The organism is Allopusillimonas soli, from assembly GCF_004153445.1.
Taxonomy (GTDB): Bacteria; Pseudomonadota; Gammaproteobacteria; order Burkholderiales; family Burkholderiaceae_B; genus Allopusillimonas; species Allopusillimonas soli.
The window spans coordinates 214,990-227,867 of record NZ_SDQC01000001.1 but is presented as its reverse complement, the minus strand read 5'-3'; the positions used below and the strand labels follow the sequence as shown (position 1 = coordinate 227,867).

The 12,878-nt window shown below is 62.0% G+C and carries 12 protein-coding genes, 2 tRNA genes and 1 riboswitch; of the genes, 3 read left to right on the top strand and 11 right to left on the bottom strand.

The window, feature by feature from the left end:
- Positions 1–10: 10 nt before the first annotated feature.
- From ERD78_RS01020 to ERD78_RS01000, 5 genes are all read right to left on the bottom strand, one after another.
- Positions 11–943, bottom strand: a complete 933-nt coding sequence (locus ERD78_RS01020; protein ID WP_129967318.1) for a metal ABC transporter permease — start codon at positions 941–943, stop codon at positions 11–13.
- Complete coding sequence (locus ERD78_RS01015; protein WP_129967317.1) at positions 933–2,165, bottom strand: metal ABC transporter permease; 1,233 nt, start codon at positions 2,163–2,165, stop codon at positions 933–935. The genes ERD78_RS01020 and ERD78_RS01015 overlap by 11 nt, the downstream gene beginning before the upstream one ends.
- A complete protein-coding gene (locus ERD78_RS01010) occupies positions 2,162–3,007 on the bottom strand; it encodes a metal ABC transporter ATP-binding protein (RefSeq protein ID WP_129967316.1) in 846 nt (281 codons plus the stop codon). Before ERD78_RS01010 ends, ERD78_RS01015 begins: the two co-directional genes overlap by 4 nt.
- Entirely contained in the window at positions 3,004–3,960 is a 957-nt protein-coding gene (locus ERD78_RS01005) for a metal ABC transporter solute-binding protein, Zn/Mn family (RefSeq protein ID WP_129967315.1), read from the bottom strand. The genes ERD78_RS01010 and ERD78_RS01005 overlap by 4 nt, the downstream gene beginning before the upstream one ends.
- Before the next feature lie 193 nt (positions 3,961–4,153).
- Complete coding sequence (locus ERD78_RS01000) at positions 4,154–4,504, bottom strand: GFA family protein (RefSeq protein WP_129967314.1); 351 nt, start codon at positions 4,502–4,504, stop codon at positions 4,154–4,156.
- A gap of 170 nt (positions 4,505–4,674) precedes the next feature.
- Positions 4,675–4,743, top strand: a riboswitch (Fluoride riboswitch).
- A 116-nt stretch (positions 4,744–4,859) separates the two neighbouring features.
- Here ERD78_RS01000 and crcB point away from each other — a divergent pair.
- Together crcB and ERD78_RS00990 are read left to right on the top strand one after the other, a co-directional pair.
- Positions 4,860–5,246, top strand: a complete 387-nt coding sequence (crcB, locus tag ERD78_RS00995) for a fluoride efflux transporter CrcB (protein ID WP_129967313.1) — start codon at positions 4,860–4,862, stop codon at positions 5,244–5,246.
- Positions 5,247–5,278: 32 nt separating this feature from the next.
- Positions 5,279–5,617 (top strand): DUF190 domain-containing protein, encoded by a 339-nt coding sequence (locus tag ERD78_RS00990; RefSeq protein ID WP_129967312.1) that lies wholly within the window; start codon positions 5,279–5,281, stop codon positions 5,615–5,617.
- Between the two features lie 16 nt (positions 5,618–5,633).
- On the opposite strand, the gene rnr is transcribed toward ERD78_RS00990, so the two are convergent.
- Positions 5,634–8,084, bottom strand: a complete 2,451-nt coding sequence (gene rnr / locus ERD78_RS00985) for a ribonuclease R (protein WP_129967311.1) — start codon at positions 8,082–8,084, stop codon at positions 5,634–5,636.
- A 100-nt stretch (positions 8,085–8,184) separates the two neighbouring features.
- Here rnr and ERD78_RS00980 point away from each other — a divergent pair.
- Positions 8,185–8,269 (top strand) — tRNA-Leu (locus ERD78_RS00980).
- 155 nt (positions 8,270–8,424) lie between these two features.
- Here the strand turns inward: ERD78_RS00980 and ERD78_RS00975 are convergent.
- From ERD78_RS00975 to ERD78_RS00955, 5 genes are all read right to left on the bottom strand, one after another.
- Positions 8,425–8,500, bottom strand: a tRNA-Val gene (locus ERD78_RS00975).
- Between the two features lie 124 nt (positions 8,501–8,624).
- Positions 8,625–8,897, bottom strand: coding sequence for an HU family DNA-binding protein (locus ERD78_RS00970; protein WP_129967310.1), 273 nt, complete (start codon positions 8,895–8,897; stop codon positions 8,625–8,627).
- Positions 8,898–9,227: 330 nt separating this feature from the next.
- Entirely contained in the window at positions 9,228–10,463 is a 1,236-nt protein-coding gene (locus tag ERD78_RS00965; RefSeq protein ID WP_129967309.1) for a cystathionine gamma-synthase family protein, read from the bottom strand.
- 53 nt (positions 10,464–10,516) lie between these two features.
- A complete protein-coding gene (rlmB, locus tag ERD78_RS00960; protein ID WP_129967308.1) occupies positions 10,517–11,263 on the bottom strand; it encodes a 23S rRNA (guanosine(2251)-2'-O)-methyltransferase RlmB in 747 nt (248 codons plus the stop codon).
- A 154-nt stretch (positions 11,264–11,417) separates the two neighbouring features.
- Complete coding sequence (locus tag ERD78_RS00955) at positions 11,418–12,875, bottom strand: M81 family metallopeptidase (protein WP_129967307.1); 1,458 nt, start codon at positions 12,873–12,875, stop codon at positions 11,418–11,420.
- Positions 12,876–12,878: the final 3 nt, after the last annotated feature.

Here is a 12,878-nt window from a genome sequence, read left to right as displayed (position 1 = left end):
AACTTGCCCTTCACGTGCCTGTGCCTGTGCCTGTGCCTGTGCGTCTGCGGCAAGGCCCAAACATGGCGGCAAGTAGCAGAAACAGCCCGCCAACCGTCGCTATCATGCCGGCGGCATTCAGGCTGTGCGGGTAGCCCAGCCAGCCTGGCCCCCAGGCAGCCAATATAAAACCCGACAGCGCCGCGAGCAATGCCAGCGCTGCACTGCAGAGGACCTGGAAGGCCAGGCGGTTGGTGAGTAGGCGGGCAGTGGCGGCGGGGCAGATAAGCATGGCAACCACAATAATGGCGCCCACGGCTTGGAAGGCCATGACTGTTGCCACGGCCACGGTTATCAACAACCCCAGGCCGGTCAGGAATGGATGAGCGCCCGCGCTGGCCGCAAAGCCCGCATCGAAGGTGCTGGCGCATAGCGGCCGCCAGAAGATGACGAGTAACAGCACCGTCATGAACAGCGTCGCGGCCAGCCGGTATAGCGCAGGAGGCAGCGTGCGCAGTGCTGCTGGGTCAAGCAGCGACTGCCATCCTGTGGCGTCCAGCCACAGCAGGCTTTCAAGATTGCCATAGAGCACATGCTCCACGTCCAGATGCACGCTGCGGCCGTGTGACTGTTCCAGCCAGAGGACGCCGGCGGCGAACATGGCGGTAAATACTACGCCCATGGCGGCGCCAGGTTCGATGCGGCCCAGGTGCTGAATGACAGCGATAAGCCCCACCGCAAGCAGGGCAGATGCCGTGGCGCCGGCCAGCATCGCACCGGCTGCCAGTGTGCCTGTTACCGCAAATGCACCTACCACGCCCAGCAGCACGACGTGGCTGATGGCATCGCCGATAAGGCTGATTCGACGCAGAACGAGAAAATTGCCAGGCAGTGCGCAGACAACGGCGGCGAGCGCGGCGATGCCGAGCGGGGCGAGGCTCAGGCGGATGAATTCAGTATCCATGCGGGTGCATTTGCTTGCTGCCGGGATGCAGCGCCAGGAAATGCTGCTCGAGACGGCGCAGCGCATCGGGCGGCAGGACGCGGGATATGGGCAGCACGTGATAACGCTGCAAAGCGGCGGCATCGCCGGGATGCAGCTGGCTGTGCAATGCCCAGAGGGCTTCATCGTAGCCGGCCGCATTGGCGGCATCGATGCCTGCCTGCGTGGGCACGCCGTCTTTGCGTATCCAGCCAGTCCGCCGCAGCAGGCGGAGCGTGAACCCGTCGTAGATGGGTTCGCGGCGACCGATGGCCAGAAGCCCCTGGCGTCGGTGCACACGGCGCCGGTACAACAGATAACGTATCAGTGTGGCCAGCAGCCCGCGTGCGGGGGCCAGCAGCAGCGAGAAAAGAAACAGCCCGAAAAGCGCCAGGACAATGAGGGCGCCGGTGGGCAGATTGTGCGAGACCGACGACAGGGCTGCACCCACGTAGGCGCCGATTGCGCCAGTGAGGGCGGAGGCGGGCACCATGTGATGCAGACGATTGGCCCAGAAGCGCGCCGTGACGGCGGGCATGATAATGAGCGCGACGCTGAGCACCAGTCCCACGAGCTTGAGGCTGGTAACGACCAATGCAAGCAGCAGGGCCGATAGCGATAGATCGAGCAGATGCCTGCGCAGACCGAGAACCCTGGCATATTCGGCATCGAAGCACAGTACTGCCAAGGGCCTGCGCAGGATCAGCAGCGTGGCACCCGCCACGAGTGCGAGCATTGCGACCAGTTCGGCCTCGGCGCGCAGCATGCTGGCGGCCGACCCCAGCAGGTAGTGGCTCAGGCCCGCCTGCCTGCCGGTCTGCAGCGCCTGGACAACGGACATGAGCACGGCGCCCGCTCCAAAGAATACGGACAGTACGGCGCCAATGGCCGCATCTTCGCCCAGGCGCGTATGGCGGCTCAGGGTGTGAATGGCAAGCAGCCCTAGTGCGGCACTAAGCGCTGCCCCGGCCATAAGGCCCGGCAGCCATCTTCCGTTGCCGCCGGCCAGCGCCATGATGATGAATGCCAATGCAAGGCCGGGCAGGGTGGCATGCCCGGCCGCGTCGCTGGCAAGCGACTGGCGGCGCAGCAGAATGAATACGCCCATCGTGCCGCAGGCGGCGCCAAGCATGGCGGCGCCGATACATACGACGGCCGTGTTGTAGCCCGCTTGCAGCAGCAGTGCGCTGAGAAATGTGCTCATGGCGTAGCGCCCATGGGGGCGGGGACTGGTGCCTGGCTGCCCATCTCACCGCGCAGTCTGCCGATTTGACTGGCTGCCAGTCTGCCGCCATAGGCTTCCTGGAGGTTGGCGGGCGTGAACGCTTGCTGTATGGTGCCGCAGGCAATGGGGCGCACATTCAGCAGCATGCCGTGCTGGAAGTATTCGCCCACGGTTGAAAGGTCGTGGTGGATGCACACGACCGACTTTCCATGCGCCGCGAGCCCACGCAGAACGGACGCGAGAGTGTGTTCAGCGGCCGCATCAACCCCGGCGAAAGGTTCGTCCAGTATATAAAGATCGGCCTCCTGCGCCAGTGCGCGTGCCACAAAGACGCGCTGCTGCTGCCCACCGGACAGCGCCCCGATCTGGCGGTCGGCGAAATTGTCCATGCCTACCCGCTCGAGGCAATACTGTATGACAGACCGATTTGTGCGACGCCACCAACGCAGCCAGCCGAGACGGCGGTGCGTGCCCATGGCGACCACATCGAAGACAGTGGCCGGAAAGTCCCAGTCTATGTCGGCTCTTTGCGGAACGTAGGCGACGCGATGCATGACCTGGCCCACCGGCGACCCAAACACCCGGATGTCGCCGGAGAGCCTTGGAATGAGGCCAAGCGCGGCCTTTGCCAGCGTGGATTTGCCAGCGCCGTTGGGGCCCACGATGGCGCTCATGCAGCCGGTGGGCACACTGTAGTCGACCGAGAAGAGGGCGGAGGTGCCGCCGTAGCTTACCGTGAGGCCACGGATGTCGAGTGCGGCGGCGGGACCGCAAGCCTGCGCTGTGGGCAGGCTTCGCAGACCGTGCGGCAAGGGCATCATGGCTGCCCGCCCAATGCATCGGCAATGACTCTTGCATTGTGCTGGATCATGCCGGTGTAGGTGCCTTCGGGCGTGCCTGGCTCTCCCATTGCATCGGAGTACAGCTCGCCGCCGATGACGACCTGATGGCCCCGGGCTGCGGCTCCCTCGGTGAGTGCGCGCACGTGCTGTACGGGTACGGACGATTCGATGAAGACTGCGCCTATGCGCCGCCGCACCAAGGTATCGACAAGTTGCTCGATTTGATGGAGGCTGGCTTCGCTTTCGGTGGAAATGCCCTGGATGGCCAGGACTTCGTAACCGTAGGCGCGTCCGAAATACCGGAAGGCATCATGAGCCGTGACCAGGACGCGGCGCTCGGCGGGCACCGCGTGCAGCCATGCCGTAGTCTGGTCTGCCGCCGCCGCAATGGATTGGTTGTAACGCTCGGCATTTTCAGCGTATGCGCGTGCGCCGCTGGGATCCAGCCGGGTGAGCGTATCGCGTGCCGCCTGCACGACCTGCTGCCATAGGGAGGGATCCATCCATATGTGCGGGTCGTGCAGGTCGGGGTGTTCGTCATCGGCCAGCAACAGCTTGGCCGGGACGGCTTCGGCCAGCGCAACCACTGGCTTGTGCCTGGCCATGTCCTGGAATAGGGGAAGAAGCTGGGCCTCCAGGTGCAGGCCATGATAAATGATGAGATCGGCGCGGGAGAGACGTGCAATATCGCGGTGGGTTTGACGATAGATGTGGGGGTCGACGCCGGTGCCCATGAGTGCGGTTGCCGCGACACGGCTGCCGCCAACTTGCTGTACTGCTTCGGCCAGCATGGCGGTGGAGGCGACAACCTGAAGGACGGGCTTGGTCGATGCGAGGCTGGCCGCCGGCAGTAGGGCGGCGCTGGCAAGGATAAGGGTTTGCAAAGCCCGGACGCCGGCGTGCAGCAGGCGCCGTGAAGAGAAACGTGCCATGGATAGGAAACTCAAGAAAATTGACAGGGAGGCCGGCCGTGCCTATTTTAATTGAGAATGATTATCAATAACAAGAGTGGCAGCATGGCGCCAACAAGATGGCGCCAAGGAGAGAATGGGGCGGGAATTGGGGCGGGGGCTTGCGGCGCACTTGCCGAAGATCAGTGTCGCGCGGCGGCACCGTAAATGCGCCTTAGGTGCTGGCGCCGTCAAAAGGCTTGATTTCCAGGGTATCCAGATCAATGGAGGGCACACAGCGCAGATTCACTGCCCGCATGGGCGCGCCGTCGTGGCCGGCTCCCAGGGCAAATGCCTGTGTCCCGCATTCCCGGCAGAACTGATGCTTGATTCTGTGCGTGTTGAACGTATACCGGCTTAGTGCATCCTCGCCTCGAGTCAGCGTGAATTGCTGCTCGGGAAAGAACGACAGCAGCATGCCCTTGCGGCGGCAATGGGAACAATTGCAACTGATGGCCTGCGCGGGCGGATCGGCGTCGACTGTGAACTGTACAGCACCGCAATGGCAGCTTCCTTCGAACGGCATGGCATTTTCTCCTTGGTGGTTGAGCTGCCCGCTGCGTGTGCGTAGCGGCGCTTGCGCGACGAGCGAACGATTGCACGATACCGCAATATCCGGCATCCTGTCTGCCGGAAAGTTCGGACGTCGCCCATGCGCCGTGCTTGCCTTCCCTGTTTTGCCGCTGCTATGATGGGCCTACATGCGGAGATGGCATTCCCTCCCTAACCGCCGCGCTGTTCGCGGATGATGATGCCTACAGGCCTTGAATCCTCAAGGGGCTGTAGGCATTTTTTACGCCTGGCGGATTCGGGCACTTCCATTCAACCTGCCCGTTTGCAAACATGAAAGACTCAAAAACAACACAAGCCGGAGGCCACGCATGCTGAGCACGCTGATCGCCATTTCCGCCGGCGCGGCGCTGGGGGCCCTGCTGCGCTGGGAGCTGGGAAATCTCCTTAATATGCTGTTTCCATCCATTCCGCCCGGCACACTTGTGGCCAACCTGGTGGGCGCCTATATCATTGGCCTGGCCATCAGCTATTTCGCGGGCCACCCCGGGCTCGCTCCGCACTGGCGCCTATTTGTCATTACCGGCTTTTGCGGTGGACTGACCACCTTCTCCACATTTTCAAGCGAGCTGGCCATGTTGTTGCAGCAGGCGCGCTTCGGCTTGCTGGCCACCTCCATTGCCTTGCATGTGGGCGGATCACTGGTCATGACGCTGCTGGGCATCGGCACAATCGTCCTGATGCGGTCAGCGCACTGACCCTCCATGTCATTAATCTCCACAGGTGCATTATGAAAGGATACCAGGTCACTTTCTACACTCAGCAGGATCGCAGGCATGGGTCCGAGACCATGGCGGAATGGCTGCTTGGCCTGGCTCAGGCGCATGGCGCCCTAGGAGGCACGATGTTCAGCGCGGGAGAGGGCTTCGGCCACACCGGCCGCTTTCATTCCGCGCATTTTTTCGAACTGGCCGACCAGCCCATCGGGATCGTCGTGGTTCTTGACGAAGCCAACTGCGATCACCTGCTTGGCGCCATCCGCCGTGAGGAGGCCGACGTTTTCTATGTAAAGACGCAGGTGGAATACGGGCGCACGACGGACATACCAGGCCGGACCGCCTCAGACTGAAGAAAAGACGCGGCGCTCAATGCTTGTTGGACCGCCCCCGCCCGGCGCTTCTCGCATTGGCGGCCTTGGCGCTGCGCTTGGCCTCGGCGCGGCGCTGCCTGGACGTACCCTTCAGGTCTGCAGGCTTGGCCGGCGCAGCGCGCTTGACCTTGCGCGCGGCCGGTGCGGCATCGGAATCCATGGCCGCCTTCAGCGCCTTGAACCCCGTGCCCTTGACCAAGCGGAACTCGATGCGGCGTGCCTCGAGGTCAACGCGGGATACTTGGACCTGAACCGCGTCCGTGAGCCTGTAGCGTATCCCGGTGCGCTCGCCGCGCAGCTCGTTCATGGATTCGTTGTACTGGAAGTAGTCGGAGCCCAGTTCCGATACATGCACCAAGCCCTCCACGAACAATGTGTCGAGCGTAACGAAAAGCCCGAAGCTGGTCACTCCGGTGACCCGGCCGCTGAATGTCTCGCCGACATGTTCCTTCACGAACCAGCACTTGAGCCATGCCTCGACGTCACGCGATGCATCGTCGGCTCGGCGCTCCCGGGCGGACAGGATCAAACCGAGCTTCTCCCACACATCAAGTTCGCGTTCTTTGCGGGACAGGCCGGCCGCGCCGGGCACATCATCGAGTTGAGGCACATAGTGCTTGCCAGCCAGGATGCCTTTGATGACGCGATGCGTTAGCAGATCGGGATATCGTCGGATGGGTGAAGTGAAATGCGCATAGTGATCATAGGACAGCCCGAAGTGGCCCACCTGCTCCGGGCTGTATATGGCCTGCTGGAAGGAGCGCAGGCACATGGTCTGGATGATCTCGAAATCAGGGCGTCCGCGCGCGGACTTGAGCAACTGTGCGTAGTCCTGAGTCGTCGGATCGTCGCCGCCTCCCAGTGACAGGCCAAGATTGCGCAGATAGTCGCGCAGGGATTGGAGCTTTTCAGGCGTAGGGCCTTCGTGCACGCGATACAGGCCCAGACGCTTGTTGCGGGTCATGAACTCGGCAGCGCACGTATTGGCTGCAAGCATGCATTCCTCGATCAACTTGTGCGCATCGTTGCGGGTATATGCCTCGATGCGCTCAATCTTGCCCAGCGGATTGCAAACGATGCGTGTCTCGACCGTATCGAAATCGATGGCGCCGCGCTTGACGCGGGCCTGGGCAAACAATTGATACAGATCGTACAGGTCGCGCACATGGGGAAGCACATGCTGCATGGACTGAGCCGCCGGACCGCCGGGTTGCTGCAGCGCCGCCCATACGTCGGTATAAGTGGTGCGCGCATGGGAATGGATGACGGCGTTATAGAACTGGTAGGCGCTGATCTGTCCGGCCTTGGCGCCGTTGGCGGCCACGACCATGTCGCAAACGAGCACCAGCCGGTCGACCTCCGGGTTCAGTGAACAGAGGCCGTTGGAAAGTGTTTCGGGCAGCATCGGAATGACGCGCCGTGGGAAATAAACGCTGGTGCCGCGGTCGAAGGCGTCATCGTCCAGCGCGTCGCCAGGCTTCACATAATGGCTGACGTCGGCAATCGCCACCAGCAGACGCCAGCCGGGACGGCGGCGCTTCTCTGTTCCCAGATCCACCGGCATGCAAAAAACAGCATCGTCGAAATCGCGCGCATCCTCGCCGTCTATCGTGATGAAGGGGACATCCCGCAGGTCAATACGGCCCTTGGTGTCGGCGGCGCGCACCGTGGCGGGCAGCGCATTGGCCTGCGCCTGAGCTGCCTCGGAAAAGACATGGGGCACATCGAACTTGCGTACGGCGATCTCGATTTCCATGCCCGGATCGTCGATTTCTCCGAGCACTTCGACAACCCGGCCCAGCGGCTGAATATGGCGCGCGGGCTGGCGCACGATTTCAACGGAGACAACCTGACCATTCTCGGCGGCGCCCGTGTCCGCATTCGGAATGAGGATGTCATGCTTGATGCGCTGATCTTCGGGCACCACGATATAGGCGCCGCGCTCCTTCAGGAATCGTCCAACAAGCCGATTAGTATGCCGCTCCACGACCTCGACGATGGCCGCCTCCTGCTTGCCTCGGTATTCCCCGTCGGGCTTGGCCAGGACGCGATCGCCATGCAGCACCTTGAGCATCTCTCTTGGCGGCAGAAACAGATCGGGACCTCCATCGTCGCGAATCAGAAAGCCGAATCCGTCCCTGTGGCCCTGCACCCGACCCGAAATGAAATCGAGCTTTGTATTGAGCAATATCTGGCCCTTGGGGTTGAAGAATATCTGGCCATCGCGCTCCATCGCCTTGAGGCGGCGTTCAAAGCCGACCGAAGGGGGGACCTGCACAGCCAGCGCGCGGGCCAAGACCTTGGGCAGCACGGGCTTGTTGGCGTTGCGCAAATGCTGGAGTATCGCCTCTCGGGTTGGCACATCCGGATCGAAATCAAGCGGCAATTCGGGTTGCACACCATCGACCTCAGGCGTGTCAGTATCTTTCTTGGATTTTTTGGCCAAAAGTGATTTCCATTTCTAAAAAATATGCGCTATACTTTGCGCCTCTTAACGACGTAGCGCAAACGTATTAAGCAGTAAAGCGTTAGCATACAACGTTATGGCCCAGGTGGCGGAATTGGTAGACGCGCATGGTTCAGGTCCATGTGCCGCAAGGTGTGGAGGTTCGAGTCCTCTCCTGGGCACCAATCCGGAAAAGCTGATTGTCGCAAGGCAGTCAGCTTTTTTTATGCCGCGCGCCGATTGGTTTTTCGAAGAACGATGTCGCTCCCGGCATGTTTTCGCAGGGCAAGAAAAATGGCACTTAGCGCGAGCCAAGTGCCAGATTCCATATCAGCATTTGTGGTGGGTGCTGACGGGTTCGAACCGCCGACCTACGCCTTGTAAGGGCGCCGCTCTACCAGCTGAGCTAAGCACCCGCTTGTACCGCCGCTTTGAACGGCTCGGGCCACCTACTGCTGACGTTGTGACAAGGCCGGGAGTATAGCGTATCGGACCGCATGGTGCAATTGCGTACACGCCTGGCCTGCCAGTAATCTAATTTTAGTTCACGGCGTCCTTGAGTGCCTTGCCGGGGCGGAACTTGGGCACACGGGCCTTCTTGATCTTGATGGTCTCACCGGTGCGCGGATTGCGGCCACTGCGAGCAGCGCGCTCCGACACGGCGAACGTGCCGAAACCTACGAGCGTTACCGTACCCTTTTTCTTCAGTGTCGTCTTCACGGCACCAATGAAAGCTTCGAGCGCGCGGCCAGCATCTGCTTTCGACAGATCAGCCTTGGTGGAGATATGTTCGATAAGCTCAGTTTTGTTCATTAAGGATTACCCCTAAAAAATTATTTTCCCCCAGCCCATCCCGGGAAGGGCCTGGTGTTTGGTTGACGGACATTGCCCGGATGCAGACATCGAGCAATAGCCACAAGCGACAATTTAGGCGCAGCAGGGTTGCAATCCTGTACGGTCTTTCACCCTGCTGGCTAACGCGTATTAAGCCTTTGAATAAAAGGCGTGTCAAGAGGAAGAGGCCCCACAACCCGCATATTTGTTGACTTTTCTCGATGCCTGCAACATGCGCGGACAATTTTTGTAAGGATTGGACGCCTGCCAACACAGCAATCGGGTTTTGTGCTAATCGCGCGGAAAGCGTCAGGACTGGGCCAGCGCCTGATCGAAATCGCCGATCAGATCTTCAATATCCTCTATGCCAATGGACACCCGCAGAAAGGTATCCGAGATGCCCATCTGAGCTCGGCGCTCCGGCCCCATTTCGTAATAGATGGTCTGGGCCATGGGCAGCACCAGCGTGCGATTATCGCCCAAATGCGTTGCCAGGGCCAGGACGCGCAAGCGGTTGAGAAAGTCGAACACGTCGATAGCCGGGTCGAGTTCTATGCCCATCAGGCCGCCGAAGCGGGCGCCGAACAGTGCGACAGCGCGTTCATGCTGGGCGTGGCTGTCCAGCCCAGGGTAATGGACGCGCATGACCCTGGAATGGGATTCGAGATGCTGGGCCAGCGCCAGGGCATTGGCGCAGATGCGGTTCATGCGCAGCACCAAGGTTTCCGCGCCCGCACCCAGGCGGTGGGCAACGTCCGAGGACAGTGTGCCGCCCATGTCGCGCAGGCCTTTTTTCTTGATCTGCGTCAGTCCCCAGCCCGTCGGCGCGCCCTTGCGATAGGGTTCCGCGATGTTCGGATATGCAGACCAATCGAACAGGCCGGTGTTCGTGACGGCACCGCCAAGACCGTTCCCGTGGCCGCCGATATGCTTGGACAGTGAGTTGACCACCAGTGTGGCATGGGCACTTTTGGGTTTAAACAGCAGGGGAGAGGTCAGCGTGTTGTCGACGACATATACCAGCCCCTTGTCGCGGCACCAGTTGCCGATGCCTGCCAGATCCGCCACCTGGGTTCCAGGGTTGGCCAGCGTCTCCGTGAAGACCATCCGGGTGTCAGGACGCCAGGCGGCCTGCACGCTGGCAAGATCGGTGGCATCCACAAAGCTGATGTCGACGCCCAGGCCCGCCAGCGTGCCGAGCAGGCTGTTGGTGTTACCGAAGATATGTTGGCTGCTGATGAGGTGATCACCCGACTTGAGCAGGGAAAAGAAGGTCGCCGCCAAAGCGGCCATGCCGGATGCGAAAGTGACGGTGCCGACGCCTTCTTCCATCTGCGTGATCTTGGCCTCGAGCGCGGCAGTGGTGGGCGTGCCTTGACGGGCATAGGTGAAACCGGCCTTACCCTGGAACACGGCGGCAAGTTCGCGCGCGTCCGCGAACGCGTATTCGGTGGACGCATGCATGGGTTGATGGATGGCGCCGTGCTCTATGCCCGAGCGTCTGTCGGAATGGACGATGGTGGTTGTAAAGCCGTTCTTGGCCATGATATTCAATCAACAGTTAAGCAGGTTTAGGGAAGCATGCCGTGCCAAAACGCTCAATCCAGGCGTTGGCGTACGGTTTCGTACAGACACACCGCGCTGGCCACGCTGACGTTCAGGCTCTCGACCGACCCGACCATGGGAATGCGTACAAGCTCGTCGCACGTCTCGCGCGTCAGGCGCCGCAGGCCTTCACCCTCGGCGCCCATGACCCAGGCCATGGCCCGCCGGCCGTGGATCTGGTGCAGGCTGCCATTCGCCTGGTCATCGGTGCCCACCAGCCAGATGTCGCGCTCCTTTAGCCGGCGCATCGTGCGCGCCAGGTTGGTAACCATGATGTAAGGTACGGTGTCGGCAGCGCCGCAGGCTACACGCTGCACCGTCTGGTTCAGGCCCACGGCGCGGTCTTTGGGCGCTATGACGGCGTGCACGCCCGCCGCATCGGCCGTGCGCAGGCATGCGCCAAGATTGTGCGGGTCGGTTACCCCGTCCAGAAGCAGCAGCAGCGCCGGCGTCCCTTGGTCATCCAGATCGTCCAGTATCTCGTCGACGTCGATCGCCAGGGAGCGCGCGTTCGCCAGGGCCACCACGCCCTGATGGCGTGTGCCACGGGCCATGCCGTCCAGGCGTTCCGCGGACACAGGACGCGGCTTGATGCCGGCTGCCTGGGCCTGCTGAACGAAGGCCTGCATGCGTTTGTCGTGCCGGGATGCTTCTATATAGAGTTCCTGAATGGTTTCGGACGCATGGCGCAGTCGCGCCGTCACGGCATGAAAGCCAGCCAGGACCTGTTGGGAGGACATGCGGTTCCTTGAGTCTGAGTACAGACAGGCATTGTAATCCCACCAACACAGCCGTTTTCGGCCGGGAACGATTATCCTTGTGGTGAACCCGCGGTGCGCTCCGCACCCGGCGATGAACCGGCATCTGTTGCGGCCCCGCCTTGCCGCAGTGACGCTACAGCAGAGCCATGCCAGCCCGCAAGCGGCGGAATTGCAGATCATGCAGATCGCAGGTGTTTTCTCCCGGTGCCCGCACTATCAGTATGTCATCGGCGAGCGTCGCGAAATCCGCGCGGAAGTGCACAGAGCTCTTGAGTACCAGGACGCGAAAGTCAGATGGCTGCACGGCCAGGTGGCGGAACATGGCCTGGTCGGCCGCCTGTTGTTTTCTTGATGAGACGAGTATCTGCAGCGGTCCGAGGCGTACACGCGCCATGAGGCCCAGATCCATGCGGCAACCCATATAGAAGGGTCCGGTTCCAGTGAACTGTCCGTTGGCCAGGGTGAGCACCTCGAAGCTGCCTTCCAGCGGCGGGCCGCCGAGATGCCGGCCGCCCAATTGTGCTTGTAGCCGTTGCCCGGCGCCCGCCTGGTGAGCTGCCCGGACGAAGGCGGCGTCGCACAATATGCCTGCGCAGGCGTCCTGTACGTTGGCGCGCAGCAGCGCATGCAGTATGTCGGTGGTATCTCCTGTGCCGCCACCGCCCGGGTTGTCCTGCGTGTCGGCCAGAATAATGCGCCGCTGGGGATTGCCGTGCACATGTGCCAGCGCCTGCTCGATTTCGTATAGATGCCCCTGGAACGCCGGCCGCGCGGCCATCAATTGTTCAAACAGCGTATCCGCCTGCGCTTCAGCCAGCTCGCGTGTGCTGGCATAGGCGAGTACGGAGGGTCCGGCTTCGGGCGTATCGCTCAGCGGAAAGCCAGGGATGAACTGCACCTCGGGCGCCGCGTCGCTTTCCAATGAGCGCGCCAGCCGCGCGAGGTCGGCTGCGGGCGCCGCCAGCGTGGATTGCCATGGCATGGGAATCAGGAAATTCGCACGCCGCAGTGCTGCATGCAAGGGCTGGTCCGCAAGCAGCCCCTGCATGATCCGAGCCGCACGCGCGCCGGTAGCGGCCATGTCTGTATGCGGATAGCTGTGATAGGCCACCAACGCGTCAGCCCGCGCAACCATGGCGGGGCTGACGTTCGCATGGTAGTCCAGCGCCGCCACCATGCGCGTGTCCGGGCCCAGGCGCTCGCGCAGGCGTCCAAGCAGCTCGCCTTCCGCGTCGTCGAAGCTTTCCGTGACCATGGCGCCATGCAGATCCAGAAACAGCGCGTCCAGCGGCGGGGCATTGTCGATTGCCTCGAGCATGGCAGCAGTGATGTCTTCGAAGGCGGTGTCCCGCACCGTTCCCGAGGGATTGGCGGAACACCAGAGCAGCGGCGCCAATTCGTGTGTGCCGCCATGCAGGGCAGCCACGAATCCGCTGATAGCCAGGTTCATGCCGTGTGTGGCTGCGAGCAGATCCGTGCCGCGCACCAAGCCTGGCCACGCATCCGCCTCGACGAACTGTGCAAGCCCCGTCGCGTCGGCGGCAAACGTGTTGGTTTCATGCAGAAAGCCGAGCAGGCCGATGCGCGCCATGGT